Origin of the sequence: Billgrantia zhangzhouensis (assembly GCF_021404465.1) — a bacterium.
Lineage (GTDB): Bacteria > Pseudomonadota > Gammaproteobacteria > Pseudomonadales > Halomonadaceae > Halomonas > Halomonas zhangzhouensis.
Map to the genome: position 1 here is coordinate 394,066 of NZ_JABFTT010000001.1, position 16,015 is coordinate 410,080.

Here is a 16,015-nt window from a genome sequence, read left to right on the forward strand (position 1 = left end):
GATGAGCAAGCAGAGCAACGAGCAGGACGAACAGAAGGCGCCTTCCGCAAAGGGCCAGGACGACAAGGGCCGCGAGGCCGGAGCCAAGGACAAGTCCGGCAGCGACGGCGGCAAGCGTCGCTCCCAGGGGAGCGGCAGTCCGTTGCCGGCGCCTGCCGCGGACAAGGCCGATGAGAAGCCACCGACAGCGTCCGCCGATGCCTCCGCAAGCTCGAGCAAGTCTGCCCCTGCGACATCCGCGGCCACGCCGGGAGAGGTCAAGGGCAGCGACGGTCCCGGCGCTGCTGCGAAGTCGAAAAACGCTGAATCCGATACCGCGAAGCCAAAGAGCGCTGGGCCTGATGCTGCCGCCAAGAGCGGTAGCGACAAGCCGGCCGCCAGTGACAAGCCGGCCACCGGCGACAAGCCCGCCGCCACGGGCAAGGCCTCGGGCGCGAGCAAGCCCGACGACAGTACGGCCAAGACGGCGGCGCCGGGAGGCGGTGGCGGCTCGACTCTGCCGGCCTCTGGCGGCGACGGCAAGGGTGGCGGCGGTCGCGCCGCTGGCGTCCTGGCCCTGATCCTGGTGCTGTTCCTCGGTATCGGCGCGGGGCTTTTCGCCTGGAACGCCTGGGAACGCCTCGATGCTCAGCAACAGCGCCTGGCACAGCTTGAGGAGCGCGCCGGCGATGCCGCTTCCGCCGATGAGCTCGACAGCCTGCGCGGGCAGCTCGAGCGCGGCGAACAGGAGCGCGATGCCGAGCTGGCCGCGGCGATCGAGTCCATGCAGGGCGAGTTCGCCAGCTATCGCAGTGAGGTCGACGAGGCGCTCGATCGCGTGCTCGACGAGCTCTCCCGCGAGCAGGACACCGACGAGCGTGAGTGGCTGCACGCCGAGGCCGCCTACCTGTTGCGTCTGGCCAACCAGCGCCTGCAGCTCGAGCGCGACGTGGAAGGCGCCGCGGCACTGCTGCGCACCGCCGACGCGCGTCTGAACGAGGCCGACAACCCGGCACTGCTCTCCATTCGCCGCGCCATCGCCTCGGAGCTGTCGATCCTCGAAGGCGTGCCCCAGGTCGACCGTACCGGTATCTATCTGGCGCTCGACGCCCAGCAGCAGCGCCTGGCGCAGTTGCCGCTCTCGCGCGAACTTGAAGAAATCCCGGCGCGCTCCGGCATCGAAGAGGCGCCCAGCGGTGGCTGGCAGGAGCAGCTCTCGCGCTTCGGCGAGGAACTCAAGGAGCTGATCGTCATTCGCCACCATGACGAGGCGCTGGAAGGGCTGATCACACCGGAGCAGGAGTCCTACCTGCGCCAGAGCGCACGCTTGGTTCTGGAGCAGGCTCAACTGGCGCTGCTGAAGGAAGAGCAGGAGCTGTACGAGGCCAGCATCGACAAGGCGCTGGCCCTGATCGAGGGCTACTACGACACCGAACGTCGCGAGGTCCAGGCCGTCGTCGAGCGGCTCCAGCAGCTGCAGGGCGAGAACATCCAGCCCGAGTTGCCCGACATCAGCGGTTCCCAGCAGGCGCTGGCCGAATTCATCGAGCGTCGTTTCGGTTCGCGCAGCGGCCGGGGAGATGAGGCATGAGAAAGCTGCTGCTGATCGTTCTCCTCGGCCTGACGCTGGGGGCGCTGTTCGGCCAGTTGATGGTGTCGGTGCCCGGCTATTGGCTGGTGCGGGTGGGCGACACCTCCTACCAGACCTCCTTTTGGTTCGGCCTGGTGTTACTGCTGGCGGTGTTCCTGATCCTGCACTTCGCCCTGCGCCTGCTCATGCGCCTGAGCCATCCTGTCAGCCGTCTCAAGGTGTGGAACCGGCGTACCCGTCATCGCAACGCCATGAAGCGCACCGTGCGTGGCTTGGTGGCACTGGCCGAGGGGCGCTGGAAGCGTGCCGAAAAGTCGCTGGTCAAGGCCGCCGACGATTCCAGCACGCCGCTGGTCAACTATCTTTCCGCCGCGCTGGCGGCCCACTACCAAGGGCGCTACGAGCAGGCCGATACGCTGCTCAAGCGGGCTCATCTCTCCACCGAAGGGGCCGACAGCGCGGTCGGGTTGATGCAGGTCCAACTGATGTTGGACCGCCAGCAGTACGAGGAGGCGCTGGCGATCCTGACCCGCCTCGATCGCCAGTTGCCCAACCACCCCCAGGTGCTCAAGCAGCTCAAACAGGCCTACCTCAGCGTCAACGACTGGGACGGCCTGCGCCGGCTGATGCCGCGCCTGGCGTCGCGCCAGCTGATCTCGCCACAGGAGCGCAACCAGTTGGAGCTGCGAGCCTACAAGGAGCTGCTGGTCCACGAGGCGCGCGACCCGGGCAACGTGGAGCGTATCCGCAACCTGTGGGCCGATATGCCGGATGCGCTGCGTGGCAACGTCGAGCTGGTGGTGCTCTACGCCGAGGCGCTGGTGCGCGGCAACGAGGAGGGCATCGCCGAGCGTCTGCTGCGCCACTCGCTCAAGGAGCACTGGGACAGCCGCCTGGTGCTGCGCTATGGCCTGCTCGACGTCGATCCAGCTCGCCAACTGGTGCATGCCGAGAAATGGCTGCAGGAGCGCCCCAACGACCCCGACCTGCTGCTCACCCTGGGTCGCCTGGCGCTGCGCAACGCCTATTGGGGCAAGGCCCAGGAGTACTTCGAGGCGAGCCAGCGTCAGCGTCCCAGCGGCGTGGTGTGCGCCGAATTGGCGCGGCTCTACGCCAACCTGGGCGAGCACAACAAGAGCCAGCTCTACTATCGCCAGAGCGTCGAGCTGCTCGACAAGTCGCTGCCCTCGCTTCCGCAACCAACGGAAGAAGGAGTGCAGCAGGGCTCGACGGGGTAGGCCGGCTTAAATGGTCGCTATTCCAAGATAGCCGGGCAAGATAGCCGGGCAAGATAGCCGGGGGTGTCGTCCCTCGGCTGTTTTCCATTAGCAATAAACCTCTATCTAAGACAGCCGTAGGCCGGCTTAATAAAAACGCACCCCCACCTTGACGACCTTGTCGCCCTCCACTTCACTGACCACCCAATGTATCCCATGCCAGCTGACGTCGTCGCCAACCACCGGATGGCCGCCCACGCGTTTGGCGATGAAATCTCCGAGGGAAACATCACCCTCTCCGGGGGTGACGGATAGCCCGTACGCCTTGGCAATATCCGCCATCCTGGCCTCGGCATCTATGACGAAAGGACCGAAGAATTCCTGAGCCTTCTTCAATCGCTTCTCTCCGCTGAACAACTTGTTCAGTGCCGGCAGGTCGTGGCTGCGGCCAATGACGCAAACCACATCACCCAGTTGCAATCGAGTGCTACCTTTTGGGTGAAGCATGTTGCGCTCGCGGAACAGTGCCGAAATCAGCGCACCAGAGGGAAAACGCAGCATGCGAATTGGCACATCGTCCAGGGTCGGGTTCTCGACGCGATAGACGAACATTTCATAGTCGTCTTCAGGCAAGACGCCGAGTGGACCGCGCTGGTCGGGCGAAACCCCGGGGGGGACCTCCACCTTCAGCATGCGTGCTACCAAGGGAATGGTGCCCCCCTGGATAACCAGTGACATGAGCACTACGGCAAAGGCTGCGTTGAAATAGAGCGAGGCATTTTCGACCCCGCCGATGACGGGAAAGATAGCCAGCACGACGGGCACCGCGCCGCGGAGCCCAACCCAGGAAATGAAACCGACTTCATGCCAGCGAAACTTGAAGAAGGGCTTGATCGAAAGTACCACGGCCAGCGGGCGTGCCACGAATATCAACGCTAGCCCAACGACGGCGGCCGGCAGGGCGTATTCGAGCAGGTCGCTGGGATTGACCAACAGCCCCAGCACCAGGAACAAGCCGATCTGACTGAGCCACGCTAGACCATCATTGACGGGCAGAATGAAGTTGAGATGCTTGCCCGGTTGATTGCCGATCATCAGGCCGGCCAGATAGATGGCCAGGAACCCGCTGCCCCCTGCGACGCTGGTTAGGCCGAAGACGCAGAAACCGAGGGCGAGAGCGAGCAGGGAGTAGAGGCCGGGCTCTAGACCAACCCGGCGCATGAAACGCGCGATCAGCCAGCCTCCCCCGACTCCCATGGCTACGCCCAGGCCGAACTGCTGGAAAAAAAAGAGCGTGGTTTCGGTCACACCGCCGATGTCGCCTACGAGCAGTTCGATTAGGGTAATGGTGAGAAAGATTGCCATCGGGTCGTTGGTACCCGATTCGATTTCAAGCGTCGCCCCCACCCGCTCGTTCAGGTTGACTCCTTTTCCGCTCAGCATCGAGAAGACGGCGGCTGCATCGGTGGAGCCGACGATGGCGCCGATCAACAGGCCCTCGGTCAGGCTGAGTCCGAACACCCACATGGCAATCAGGCCGGTGATGCCGCTGGTAAAGAATACCCCCAGAGAGGCCAGCGATAACGCCGGTTTGAAGGCAGCGCGAAAGGTCGAAAGCCGGGTGCGCAGGCCCCCGTCGAGAAGGATCAGTGCCAGCGCGAGGTGGCCGATGATGAAGGCGAGAGAGTAGTCGTCGAAGCGGATGCCGAGAATACCTTCCTCTCCTGCCAGCATCCCCAAGCCCAAGAAGAGCACCAGCAAGGGCAGGCCAAATAGCGATGAAAGCCGGCTGGCCAGCGTGCTCAACGCCAGTAGCAGGCCGACTAGCAAGAATAGAGAATTGATGGTGTCCATGCGCTAAGCCTCGAAGGTAGCGCCGCCAGCGTGTCACATCCGTATGTCCATACTATGAGGCCTGGCAGAATGATTTGTCAGATGTAACCTCGGGATCAGGCATGCTTTCGAGCGACGCTTTTAAAGCGTTGATTAGAGTAACGAATTTTGGTTAAGGCGGCAAGCTGAAACCTGGACGATCGATAGGTCTGTGGGGAGGCGCCCGCTTCCATTGAGCTTCTGCGCGGTAGATCCCCGCAGGTCTTGCGTAACGATATCTGCCGCATTCCTTCCAGCGGTGAGGCCTACCCAGTGGTCGGTTGAGGTATGTGAGGAGCCGTTGCTGTTAGTATTGAGGACTTGGGTGGCCTGTATGGAGAAGTGGCGGCATGCTTGAGCAGACCTTGGTGCAAATGCTGTTGTTGTTGGGCGGTACGGTATTTGTGGTTCTGGTGTTTCAGCGCATGCGTATCCCACCGAGCCTGGCCTACCTGTTGGTCGGTGTCATGCTCGGCTCCCACACAGCTGGGCCTGTGGTCGCAGAACAAGGCATTCGGGTCATTGCCGAGTTTGGCATCGTATTTCTTCTTTTCACTATCGGTCTGAGTTTCTCGCTACCGCAGATCTATGCGCTGCGTCACACCATATTGGGGCTAGGCACCGCTCAGGTTGCGCTGACGACAGCGATTGTCGGTCTGATAGCCTGGCTGTCAGGCTTGCCCGCTTCTGCAGCTTTTGTGGTAGGCGCCGTATTCGCGCAGTCATCCACTACCATTATCACCAAGCAGCTGATGGAACAAGGAGAAAACCAGACAAGACATGGGCGACTGGGGACGACCATGTCAGTGTTTCAGGATATTACCGCAGTGCCTTTTGTCGTCGTCATTCCGGTGCTTGGGGTGGCCGCCATGCAAGAAGTCGCGGGGGCCCTGGGGATGGCTCTGCTGAAGGCGGGTTTGGCTTTTGGCATCGTGCTATTATCCGGACGATATCTGCTGAAACCGCTGTTTCACTTGGTGGCGGAGCGCCGATCGGCTGAACTCTTTACCCTGACTGTGCTCTTCGTCTCTCTAGTAGCGGCCTGGACGACACAATCGCTGGGCTTATCCATGGCATTCGGGGCGTTCCTGGCGGGTATGGTATTGGGCGATACCGAGTTTCGCCATCAGGTTGAAGCTACAATACGTCCGTTCCGAGATGTCCTGCTGGGCCTTTTTTTCGTTAGTATAGGGATGTTGATAGAGCCAGCCGCATTGCCTGAGATCTGGCTGGAAGCTCTGCTTGGTACACTATTGTTGCTGGGTAGCAAGGTACTTCTGGTTACGGGGATTGTTCGTTACTCTGGTGTGGACCTACCCACGGCGCTGCGTACAGGTATGGTGCTGGCGGTAGGAGGCGAGTTCGGGTTTGCGCTGCTCGCCATCGGGTTGGAAGGGGGAATCATCGACAGCGCTGCAGCACAGATCGCGCTGACATCGGTACTTTTTTCGATGGTGCTTGCGCCCTTTCTCATCAAGGCCAACCAGCCCCTATCCACTTGGTTGAATCGACGCCTGGGGAACGAAGCGTCCGATCCCGAGTTTCCCTCTGTCTCTATGCTTCAGCCAGCTAGCGGCCGTCATGTGGTGATTTGCGGCTACGGTCGAACCGGCCAAGTTGTTGCCCGTTTCCTGGAAGCTGAGTCGATTTCCTTCATTGCGTTTGATATGGACCCTATCATCGTGAGAGAGGCACGCATGGCCGGTCATCCGGTCTATTATGGGGACACTGCCGATCCTATCGTATTGGAGTCGGCTAGCGTGGCAAGCTCGACGCTGGTGGTTATTACTCACGATGACCGTACCGCTGCGGTAAAAACCATCCAGCTCATCCGGCAGCACCAACCGTCTCTACCTATTATCGTAAGGACGCGAGATGAGGGCGGGGTAGAGGAGCTTCGTCGGGCGGGGGCTACGGAGGTGATTCCCGAAACCCTCGAAGCAGGAATGGTGATGGTCTCGCATTCTCTGTTGGCCTTGCAGGTGCCTCTTTACCGTGTAACCCGTTATCTTCAGGAGCAACGTGCCAGCCGCTACCCGATGCTTAGGGAGCTATTTCGCGGCACGCTAGATGCAATGGCGACACCTGATGATGCTGATGTTGAACGCTTGCATGCCATAAAGTTGAGTGCAGGCAGCCCGGCTGTCGGGCATACGCTGAAGCAGTTGGCTTCGGAAATGCAGGAGGTCATGGTGACGGCGTTAGTGCGAGGACAGCAACGCTATCGTTATCCTGCAGAGGATACTGAGCTCCAGGAAGAAGACGTGGTGGTTCTGCTTGGCCTACCGGACGACCTTCGGCAGGCCGAGCGGAGCTTAACTGAGGGAGTTTGAGGCGGGCTAAGGGTTCGTTGGCGATTTCTTGAGCTCTCTTATATGCTCACTGAGTCCTCTGGTTCGGCTGACGTCCAGTTCCAATGCAATGCCGGTTTCCAAACTCTCGTCAAGTCTGCCAGCTTGAGTGACCGAATTTAGTATGGCGGTAGAGCGGCTCTCCTCAGCAAGAATGAGCACGACACTGCGCGCTCCCATGAATTCCAGACCAAAAAAAGTCAGGTGTCGCCTTAGACCCTGTCCTTGAGCATTGTGAATAACGGTGGCTCCTGTAGCTCCTACGTCACGTGCGGCATTTAGCACGTCTTCCATGCGATCCTGATCGACAAAAACCATGATGAGTTTGAATTTCACGGCTCTTCTCCTTGCATTCATTCATACCTTAATCTTGATCATGGCATAGGACTCGTTACTTGGATATGAGGAAATGTAAGAGCAAAACGGTTTTCGAGCGGCCTGGTGTTGGGTCGCCTCGACCGCAGCCTACCGCAATGGACAGGAGCGTAGCGTCAATCTGGCAGGGCGAAGGCAACCACCTGATCGCTGACCTTGGGCAGTAGAATGGAGTTGCCACCCACCGCGAAGGTGACGTACTGCTTGCCCTCGTAGGTATAGACCGCCGGCATCGAGACGGCGGGAGCATCCACCAGATGCTTCCACAGCACCTCGCCGCTCTTCAGGTCGAGCGCACGCACGCGTGAGTCCATCGAGGCGCCGATGAAGATCAGCCCCGAACGGGTGATCACCGGCGCACCGATGGTGACCGATCCCCATGATTCGGGCATGTAGAAGCCATGCTTCTGCACCTGACCGAACGGCTCGTTCCACAACCGCTCGCCGGTAGTGAGGTCGTAGGCGGCAAGAGTGCCGTAGGGCGGTTTCCAGCACGGCATGCCCGCCCAGTTGAGGAACGTCTCGAGCTGGAAGCCGTAGGCCGTGTCGCCCTGGGCGTAGTAACCGCCCGTCTCGCCCGACTGCTCCAACTGCTCGAACTCGTCGCGCGGGATGAGGCGGTAGATCTGTACCACGCTGTTGGAATTGATCACGAACACGCCGCTCTCGGGATCGACGGCGCCGCCGCCCCATTGTGAGCCGCCGGTCGTCGGCGGGTAGGCGAGGGTTCCCTCGAGGCTGGGCGGCGTGAAGCGGCCCTCGTAGCGCAGCCCTTCGGCCTTGCGGCTGCACTCGCCCAGACCCACCATGTCGGCAAGCCTTGAGATCCCCGGCCACTCGTCGGGAATGACCGGCTCGGGGACGTCGACGAACGGCTGGGTCGGCGCGGCTTCTTCACCCTCGACATCCGAGGCGGGAACTTCGCGTTCCTCGATGGGATAGATCGGCTCGCCGGTCTCGCGATTGAGCACGAACAGAAAGCCCTGCTTGGAGGGCTGGACCAGGGCGGGCACTCGCTCACCGTCCTTCTCGATGTCGACCAGGGTGGGAGGCGCCACGGTGTCATAATCCCAGATGTCGTGATGCACGAGTTGCCAGCTCCACACCACCTCGCCGGTTTCGGCGTTAAGCGCCGTGACCGAGGTCGCCAAAGGCAACTCCTCGGTGCGATCGCCGCCGTAGTAGTTGGGGCTCGGCGAGCTGATCGGAATGTAGAGGAGCCCGGTCTCGGGGTCGAGCGACATCGACGCCCAGACGTTGGCCGTACCGGTCCGGTCGACGACCTCCTCGGGTAGGGCATGAAACGTCCAGCGCCGCTCGCCGGTGCGCGCATCGAGGGCGAAGACGGTGCCGGGCGGCGCGACGGCGTCGGTCCAGTCCTTGCCGGCCCAGCCGAGAAACAGCGTATCGTTATAGACCGTGGGCGGCTGCAACAGCGATAGCGGCCACTTGTCGTTGACGGTGTTCCACTGGTCGACGTCGACCATGCCGTCGTTGCCGAAGTCGGCACAGCGCTCTCCGGTATCGGCATCGACTCCGTAGAGCTTGGCATCCATGGTGCCGATATAGACCATCTTCTGGCAGGCCTCGCCCTCCCGCGGCTCGTCGGCCTGCCAGTAGGCGACGCCGCGATTCTTCATGTTGGGCTGGGTCAGGGCCTCGAGACGCGCCTCGGGGTCGAAGGTCCACTTCTCCTCGCCGCTGCCCGGGTCCAGGGCGATGATGCGATAGAAGGGCGTGCCCAGGTAGAGCGTGTCGTTGACGAACAGCGGCGTGGCCGACCAGACCGACATTGGCACATCGTCGCTGCCATCGGAGACATCGCCGGTATGGTACTCCCAGGCTTGTTCGAGTTCGCCCACGTTCTCGGGCGTGATCTGGTCGGCCGGGGAGTACTTCTGGGCGCGCAGGTCGCCGTTGAACGTCGCCCAGGTATCCGGCGATTCCATCCAGGCATCCGCTCCCGGTCGCGGCAGCGAGGTTTCGCCGTCGCCGCTGGGTGCCTCACCGGCAGGCCCAGTATCGACGCTCCCGCCGGGGCCGGTCGGCGTCACCGAGGAATCTTCGGTGTCGTCCGCTTGCGCTTCGTCGGCGCTGGCATCCTGTTCGGACTCGTCGTCTTGAGTCTCGGTGATACCCTGCGGCTGGCCACCTTCCTCGTCGGTGGAGGTGTCCTCCTGCGCCTGTGCGTAGCCGATGCAGCCCGACAGCAGCAGCGAGGCGAAAATGGCGATGACGTCCTGGCGTGTCATGAAGCGGCCTCCTGACGTTGCGTCATGTGGCGGTCGCGCTTGCCCGTGGCGGGATCGGCAATCACATGGATGAGCCAGGCCACCAGCCCGACCCCCATGCAGGCGAGCAGCCACTCGGCCTGCAGCAGGTAGGCCGCCATGGCCGTGCCCAGCAGGTCGAGCAACAACAGGAAAGTGAGCAGCCCGTCCAGCCAGCGCGGCATGCCGCGTGCCAGGGCCAGCAGCAGCGAGCCGAGGAGCATCAGTGTGGTGGAGGCCAGTACCAGGTAGGTGCCTGGAGTATAGGCAATGCCATTACCTTCGTTGAACGTGGCGGCTGCCGCGAGGATCAGTGAAATGAGCGAGGTCGCGAGCAGCAACCAGGCGCCGTAGGCGGTGCCTTGCGGTTTGCTTGTCATGGTAGTCCCATCCCTTGAACGCCTTCGAAGCATGGAGGGCTGCTGCCGGAACGCGGGCAGCGCTTCGCCAGTGCCCAGGAACAGTATAGGCACGACCCGCGATTCTTCCTGCCGGCGGATAATCGACTCGACAGTGACCTCACAAAAGCGCATCCCCAACGGGATGCGTTGGGGATGCGGGACGCGGTGTCGTTGACGGGCCGGTGCGGGTCAGTCCCGCTCCTCGTCGTAATCGCCCCGGGGGGGCGGATCGGACTTGGCGCGCGGGTCGTAACGATCGTCGATATGGCTGTCCTCTGCCTTGGGCTGGCCTGCAGGACTTCCGTCGATGGTGAAGTCCTGCTGCATAACCCGCAAGTTGGCCGGCGGCGCCGAGCCGGCCTTGTCCTGCCCGAAGTAAAGCGTGGTATGCGGGAAGGGGATCTCGATGCCCTTGGCGTCGAAGTGGAGCTTGACCAGACGGTTATAGGCGCGACCCACGCCCCACTGGGTGCCCGGCGTGGTCTTGATGCGCACGCGAATGTTCACCGAGCTGTCGCCCAGACCGGTCACGCCGGCCACTTCCAGCGGAGCGAGGATGTTCATCTTGTGGGTTTCGTCGGCGGCCAGCTCGTCGAAGGCTTCGCGCAGGGCGACGATCGCCTCGTCGATGCTCTCGCGGTAGGCGATACCGTACTCACCAACGTGGTAACCGAACTCGCGCATGAAATTGGAAACCGTATCGACACTGGAAAAGGGCACGATGTGATAGGTGCCGTTGAGGTCGCGAATGCCCACTGAGCGAATGCTGAGCCGCTCGGCGGTGCCGGTGATGCCGCCCACCGAGACCACATCGCCGGTGTTCATGGCATTCTCCACCTGGATGAAGATGCCGGTAATGATGTCCTGCACCAGCTTCTGGGCACCGAAGCCAATGGCCAGGCCGAGTACACCGGCACCGGCGATCAGCGGGCCGATGTTGATGCCGATCTCGGACAGCACGATCATCGCGGTCATGGTGATCAGGGCAATGGCCAGGGCGTTGCGAAACAGCGTCAGCAGCGTCTTGGCGCGGGCGTCGGGCTCTCCGGTGCCGGTTTCCGGGTTGAGCTTGTGCTCGATCAGGCTGGCCAAGGCCAGCCACACGCCGATGGCCAGCAGCAGGATCATGGCCACGCTGACCAGGGTGCCGATCAGGCTGCGCCCCGCCTCGGAGGCATACCAGGCGCCCAGGTTGAAAGCGCCCCAGGCATTGAGCACCAGCAGTACCACGGCGACCAGGATCACGGTACGCACCACTCGCAGTGCATTGGGCACGTAGCTGTTGAGCCGTGGTTCGAGCTGCGGCAGCTTGCGCCGTAGATCGTCGGAGAGGCGAATGCGCCGGCCGATGGTCTGGGTCAGCAGGCTGGAGAGCAGCATGCCGACCACCACCACGACCACGGTCTTGAGCGTGGCGAAGAGCACGAAGGGCAGGGCGTCCGCCGGGCGCGTCAGGGTCAGGACCAGCACCATCAGGAAGTAGGCCAGGGCGAACAGGTGCCAGGTGCGGGCGAACAGCTGCAGCGAGATCCGAGTGGCGGTGAAATCGGCGCGAGCCGCCATCTGGTTCAGTTCGTCGCGGATACGGGTGCGGTTCTTGAACACCACCGCCACAGCGTAGAAGAAGGCGGCGAACATGATCAGGGCGCCGACCGCCTGGCCCATTGCCGGGGACAGGTAGGCGCTGATCAAGGGCGCCACGACCAGCAGGCCATAGCCCACCAGGCCGACCAGGCGTGCCAGCCAGCGATTCCAGTAGGAAGCCTCTGCGGCCGAGATGGGCAGCAGCCGGAGGCCTTCATAGCGCGAAGAGAACAGCATGCGCATGGCTGCCTTGATCAGTTCGATGATCAGGAAGGCGTTGAGGAACAGCGAGGCACGGGTCGAAAGCTCGCCGGTCTCGCCGATGGCGAAGGTGGCGATCAGGTTGCCGCCCACGTAGGCCAGCGCCACTACCAGTGCGTCGGCCAGCGCTGCGAAGACCACGCATAGCACTAGGCGAATGGTTGGATTGAGGCCGCTGCCCTCCTGCCGCGACCACTGGCTCAGGCGAGAGAAGAGGGGGCGTGACAAGCGTCGGAACACCAGGAACAGGGCAAAGGTAGCGAGAATGACCAGTCCCAGGTTGATCGCCGCCGTGGCGAAATAGCCCCAATCGAAGGCGGTGGCATCGGTATCGGCCGAAAAGAGAGCCACTACCACCTCGAACAGGTGGCGTATTTCGCCACCGATATCGCTGACGACGCGGCTGGTCAGTTCGGCCAGCTGGCGGGGCAGCGTTATCTCGCCCGGCGCCGGGTCGGTCTCGGCCAACGCCGGATCGGCGGCGGCCTGGCGCCGCAGATGGTCGATCAACTGTTGGCGGGTCTGCTCGTTCTCGAGCAGGTCGGCAAGGGCTTCCGGGGCAGGAACGGCGGCGCTGTCAGCAGGCTGGGCCAGGGCTGGTGAGGCCAGCATGGCAAATAACAGCCAGCCGAACAGCCAAGGAAGAAACCGGTGTGGTATCACGCGTGACCTCCATCTCGAGCGTGTCGGCGGGAACGGTGTGTCTTTCGTTCGCTAATGATAAGGCGTTAAGCCCTGGGGGACGAATCGAGGCGATTTAGTTGTGCAGATATTGTACATAAAGATTAATTTGTGTCATATTTTATCTGCGCCCTTCCCCAGGGCGCGATTCCCTGAACGAAGCTCTACATCCCCTTGGCCATCCGCCCCCCGGATGGCTTCTTTTTTTGTTTGCACTTGCCGACTCGGCTAGCATCGGCAGGCGAGCGGCTAGGGCTGGGGGATACGCGTGAACATGGGGATGCTGCTGATCGTGGCAATGGGGGGCGCACTGGGCGGTATGGCGAGGTTGGCGGTGTCCGACCTGCTGGCCCGGTGGGCGGGCACGGGGTTTCCCTGGGGCACGCTTGTGGTCAATCTCAGCGGTGCGCTGCTGGCTGGCGCGGTGGCCGGCTGGTACGGCATGGCGCACGAGGCCGGGGTGCCGGTCGGCTGGTCGCTGCTGGTGGTGGGGCTGTTGGGGGGTTATACCACCGTCTCCTCGTTGAGCCTGCAGAGCCTGACCCTGTGGCAGAGCGGGCGTTGGCGAGCGGCGCTGGCCAGCGTGACGGCGACGCTCTTCGCCGGACTGGCATTGGCGGCGCTGGGCTGGTGGCTGGCCAGGGGGCTGGCATGATCGGTTGGCAGCGCTATGTGGCGGTCGGCGTCGGCAGTGCGCTGGGCAGCGTGCTGCGCTGGCTGGTGTCGCTGGGCTCGCTGGCGGCCTTGGGCCCTGCCTTTCCCTGGGGCACGCTCGCCGTGAACCTGCTCGGTTCGTGGCTGATCGCGGCCTTTACCGCTCATGCCGTCCATCGCAGCCGGGGGCGGATAGCGCGCTGGCAGCCGTTCCTGGTGGCCGGTTTCTGTGGCGGTTTCACCACCTTCTCGCTGTTCAGCCTGGAAACGCTGCATCTGCTCGAACGCGGCCGCCCCGGACTGGCACTGCTCTACGTCGTGCTTAGCGTGCCGCTGTGGCTGTCGGCGGCCTGGTGGGGCGATCGCTTCGTGCGGGCCCGTCACGGCTGACGGGCCCACGCCTACTCCCGGCGGCGCTGTCAGCGCCGAGCCTTCGCCGTCTTCCTTTCCGCTTTGTTTTCCTCTTTGCCGGCCTTGGTGGGCTCTTCTGCCTCGGGGGCGGAGCGGAAGTGTTCGCGCACCAGCGCCAGCAGGCCCTGGGTCGAGGCATCGAACTCCTGGCTGCGCTCGTCGATGCGCTCGCTGATCTCGCCGGCGATGCGCTTGCCGAGCTGAACCCCCCACTGATCGAAGGAATTGATGTTCCAGATCACCCCCTGCACGAATACCTTGTGCTCGTAGAGCGCGATCAGTGCACCGAGGTTGCGTGGCGTCAGCTCGTCGAGCAGCAGCACGCTGGAGGGACGGTTGCCGGGGCAACTGTAGGGGTCGAGCTGGCTGCCTTCCTGGCTGCCCATCATGAAGGCGTTGGCCTGGGCCAGCATGTTGGTGAGCAGGGCGAAGTGGTGTTCCTCGACCCCGGGTTCGGGCTTGAGCGAGGCGATGAAGTCGATCGGCACGTAGCGGGTGCCCTGATGCAACAGCTGGAAGAAGGCGTGCTGGCCGTTGGAGCCGGTCTGGCCCCACACGATGGGCCCGGTCTTGTAGTTCACCGGATGGCCGAAGATGTCCACCGATTTGCCGTTGGACTCCATGTCGAGCTGCTGCAGGAAGGCCGGCAACTGATGCAGTGCCTGGTCGTAGGGCACGATGGCGTGGGTCTCGGCGCCGTGGAAGTTGATGTACCAGATGCCGATCAGCGCCATCAGCACCGGCATGTTGCGGGCGTTGGGGGCCTCGATGAAGTGCTGGTCCATGGCGTAGGCGCCTTCCAGCATCTCCATGAAGCCATCGAAGCCGATGGAGAGCGCGATCGGCAGGCCGATGGAGGACCACATCGAATAGCGCCCGCCGACCCAGGCCCAGAACTCGAACACGTTCTCCTCACGGATGCCGAACTCCATGGCCGCCTTGCGGTTGGTCGAGGCGGCAACGAAGTGAGCGCCCACATCGGCGCCCTCACCGGCATTGTCGAGGAACCAGCGTCGCGCGGTCTTGGCGTTGAGCAGCGTCTCCTGGGTGGAGAAGGTCTTGGTCGAGACGATGAACAGGGTGGTGGCCGGGTCGAGGCGCGACAGCACCTTCTGGATATGGGCGCCGTCGACGTTGGAGACGAAGTGGAAGTTGAAGTCGGCCTGACGATACTTGAGCAGCGCGCGGCAGGCCATGTTGGGGCCGAGGTCCGAGCCGCCGATACCGATGTTGACCACGTCGCGAATGCGCTCGCCGCTATAGCCGCGCCATTCGCCGCTGCGCACTGCCTCCGAGAACTGCTTGATCTGCTCACGGGTGCGCTGGATCTCGGGCATCACGTCCTTGCCGTCGACCATCAGCGGCCCCTCGCCGAGGTTGCGCAGGGCGGTGTGCAGTACCGGGCGATCCTCGGTGACGTTGATGATGTCGCCGGAGAACATCTGGGCGCGGCGCTGGACCAGTGCCGAATGATCCGCCAGCTCGAGCAGCTTGGCCAGTACCGCCTCGGAGACGTGATGCTTGGAGTAGTCGAGGAACAGCCCGCCGACGCGCAGGCTCATCTTGTCGAAACGCTGTGGGTCGGCGGCGAAGTAGTCGCTGATGCGATCTTGGGCGGTGGCTTGGTGCAGCCGCTGGAGGGCCTGCCAGGTGACGCTGCGGGTAAGTTGGAACATGGTGTCCTCGCACGGTTTGCGGGCTTGAGCCCGCCTGTCACGCGTTGTTCTGGTTACGCTGCCGGGCCTGCGCTTCACTCCGGATTGCGTGAGGCAACCCAGGCATCGGCATCGGGTATGGCCATTTCATAGGGCTTGTCGAGCCAGGGCGAGCTGATCAGGAAGTCGGCGCTGGCGGCATTGCACGCCACCGGCACGTTCCACAGCGCTGCCAGGCGCAGCAATGCCTTGACGTCGGGATCGTGGGGCTGAGGGGCGAACGGGTCCCAGAAGAAGATCAGCAGGTCGAGACGCTGCTCGGTGATGCGCGCGCCGATCTGTTGGTCGCCGCCCAGTGGGCCGCTCATCAATCCCTCCACCTCGAGCCCGAGACTGGCCGAGAGGCGTCCGGCAGTGGTGCCGGTGCCTACCAGCTGGTGCATGGCCAGGGTATCGCGCCAGCGCTCGGCCCACTCCATCAACTCTGCCTTCTTGCCGTCGTGGGCGATCAGGGCGATGCGCTTGCGTGCCGGCAGGGTGCGGCGCACGCTGCGCCGGGGACGGCTATCGGTCATGGCTGGCCTACCTCGAGTATCTTCAGGGTATTGGTTCCACCGTGGGCGTTCATGTGGTCGCCCCGGGTCAGAATGACATGATCTCCCGGTTCGGCAATCCCCTGTTCCACCAGCAGCGAAAGCGCCCGGTCGTTGAGC

General features: G+C 63.1%; 13 protein-coding genes. 5 read left to right on the forward strand and 8 right to left on the reverse strand.

Annotated elements, in window-relative coordinates; all coding sequences use genetic code 11:
• Window position 1: 1 nt before the first annotated feature.
• Together HOP51_RS01835 and HOP51_RS01840 are read left to right on the forward strand one after the other, a co-directional pair.
• Window positions 2-1,570 (forward strand): uroporphyrinogen-III C-methyltransferase, encoded by a 1,569-nt coding sequence (locus HOP51_RS01835; protein WP_234272231.1) that lies wholly within the window; start codon window positions 2-4, stop codon window positions 1,568-1,570.
• Window positions 1,567-2,808, forward strand: a complete 1,242-nt coding sequence (locus HOP51_RS01840; protein ID WP_234272232.1) for a heme biosynthesis HemY N-terminal domain-containing protein — start codon at window positions 1,567-1,569, stop codon at window positions 2,806-2,808. Before HOP51_RS01835 ends, HOP51_RS01840 begins: the two co-directional genes overlap by 4 nt.
• Before the next feature lie 126 nt (window positions 2,809-2,934).
• Here the strand turns inward: HOP51_RS01840 and HOP51_RS01845 are convergent, their stop codons facing one another.
• On the reverse strand, window positions 2,935-4,641 hold the full coding sequence (locus tag HOP51_RS01845) for a potassium/proton antiporter (RefSeq protein WP_234272233.1): 1,707 nt from the start codon (window positions 4,639-4,641) through the stop codon (window positions 2,935-2,937).
• A gap of 368 nt (window positions 4,642-5,009) precedes the next feature.
• Here HOP51_RS01845 and HOP51_RS01850 point away from each other — a divergent pair, with 368 nt between their 5' ends.
• Complete coding sequence (locus tag HOP51_RS01850; RefSeq protein ID WP_234272234.1) at window positions 5,010-6,992, forward strand: cation:proton antiporter domain-containing protein; 1,983 nt, start codon at window positions 5,010-5,012, stop codon at window positions 6,990-6,992.
• A gap of 6 nt (window positions 6,993-6,998) precedes the next feature.
• On the opposite strand, the gene HOP51_RS01855 is transcribed toward HOP51_RS01850, so the two are convergent.
• The 4 genes from HOP51_RS01855 to ybiO form a co-directional block, all read right to left on the reverse strand.
• Complete coding sequence (locus HOP51_RS01855; protein WP_234272235.1) at window positions 6,999-7,346, reverse strand: P-II family nitrogen regulator; 348 nt, start codon at window positions 7,344-7,346, stop codon at window positions 6,999-7,001.
• A gap of 155 nt (window positions 7,347-7,501) precedes the next feature.
• Window positions 7,502-9,637: a pyrroloquinoline quinone-dependent dehydrogenase gene (locus HOP51_RS01860; protein WP_234272236.1), complete on the reverse strand. Its 2,136-nt coding sequence runs from the start codon at window positions 9,635-9,637 to the stop codon at window positions 7,502-7,504.
• On the reverse strand, window positions 9,634-10,035 hold the full coding sequence (locus HOP51_RS01865; protein ID WP_234272237.1) for a hypothetical protein: 402 nt from the start codon (window positions 10,033-10,035) through the stop codon (window positions 9,634-9,636). Before HOP51_RS01865 ends, HOP51_RS01860 begins: the two co-directional genes overlap by 4 nt.
• A 210-nt stretch (window positions 10,036-10,245) precedes the next feature.
• Window positions 10,246-12,513: a mechanosensitive channel protein gene (gene ybiO / locus HOP51_RS01870; protein ID WP_267957577.1), complete on the reverse strand. Its 2,268-nt coding sequence runs from the start codon at window positions 12,511-12,513 to the stop codon at window positions 10,246-10,248.
• Window positions 12,514-12,856: 343 nt separating this feature from the next.
• On the opposite strand from ybiO, the gene HOP51_RS01875 reads away from it, so the two are divergent.
• A complete protein-coding gene (locus tag HOP51_RS01875; RefSeq protein ID WP_234272255.1) occupies window positions 12,857-13,237 on the forward strand; it encodes a fluoride efflux transporter FluC in 381 nt (126 codons plus the stop codon).
• Complete coding sequence (crcB, locus tag HOP51_RS01880; RefSeq protein WP_234272239.1) at window positions 13,234-13,626, forward strand: fluoride efflux transporter CrcB; 393 nt, start codon at window positions 13,234-13,236, stop codon at window positions 13,624-13,626. Before HOP51_RS01875 ends, crcB begins: the two co-directional genes overlap by 4 nt.
• 29 nt (window positions 13,627-13,655) lie before the next feature.
• Here the strand turns inward: crcB and pgi are convergent, their stop codons facing one another.
• The 3 genes from pgi to HOP51_RS01895 all read right to left on the reverse strand — a co-directional run.
• Window positions 13,656-15,323, reverse strand: coding sequence for a glucose-6-phosphate isomerase (pgi, locus tag HOP51_RS01885; protein ID WP_234272240.1), 1,668 nt, complete (start codon window positions 15,321-15,323; stop codon window positions 13,656-13,658).
• Window positions 15,324-15,397: 74 nt separating this feature from the next.
• Entirely contained in the window at window positions 15,398-15,877 is a 480-nt protein-coding gene (locus tag HOP51_RS01890) for a methylglyoxal synthase (RefSeq protein ID WP_234272241.1), read from the reverse strand.
• Window positions 15,874-16,015 (reverse strand): pyruvate kinase alpha/beta domain-containing protein (locus HOP51_RS01895; RefSeq protein ID WP_234272256.1); only part of this gene is annotated, 142 nt, incomplete at its 5' end. The genes HOP51_RS01890 and HOP51_RS01895, both read right to left, overlap by 4 nt.

Coding starts and splice junctions, on each gene's coding strand:
- HOP51_RS01835 (WP_234272231.1), top strand. CDS start 2: ATGAGCAAGCAGAGCAACGAGCAGGACGAACAGAAGGCGCCTTCCGCA.
- HOP51_RS01840 (WP_234272232.1), top strand. CDS start 1,567: ATGAGAAAGCTGCTGCTGATCGTTCTCCTCGGCCTGACGCTGGGGGCG.
- HOP51_RS01845 (WP_234272233.1), bottom strand. CDS start 4,641: ATGGACACCATCAATTCTCTATTCTTGCTAGTCGGCCTGCTACTGGCG.
- HOP51_RS01850 (WP_234272234.1), top strand. CDS start 5,010: ATGCTTGAGCAGACCTTGGTGCAAATGCTGTTGTTGTTGGGCGGTACG.
- HOP51_RS01860 (WP_234272236.1), bottom strand. CDS start 9,637: ATGACACGCCAGGACGTCATCGCCATTTTCGCCTCGCTGCTGCTGTCG.
- HOP51_RS01865 (WP_234272237.1), bottom strand. CDS start 10,035: ATGACAAGCAAACCGCAAGGCACCGCCTACGGCGCCTGGTTGCTGCTC.
- ybiO (WP_267957577.1), bottom strand. CDS start 12,513: ATGCTGGCCTCACCAGCCCTGGCCCAGCCTGCTGACAGCGCCGCCGTT.
- HOP51_RS01875 (WP_234272255.1), top strand. CDS start 12,857: ATGGGGATGCTGCTGATCGTGGCAATGGGGGGCGCACTGGGCGGTATG.
- crcB (WP_234272239.1), top strand. CDS start 13,234: ATGATCGGTTGGCAGCGCTATGTGGCGGTCGGCGTCGGCAGTGCGCTG.
- pgi (WP_234272240.1), bottom strand. CDS start 15,323: ATGTTCCAACTTACCCGCAGCGTCACCTGGCAGGCCCTCCAGCGGCTG.
- HOP51_RS01890 (WP_234272241.1), bottom strand. CDS start 15,877: ATGACCGATAGCCGTCCCCGGCGCAGCGTGCGCCGCACCCTGCCGGCA.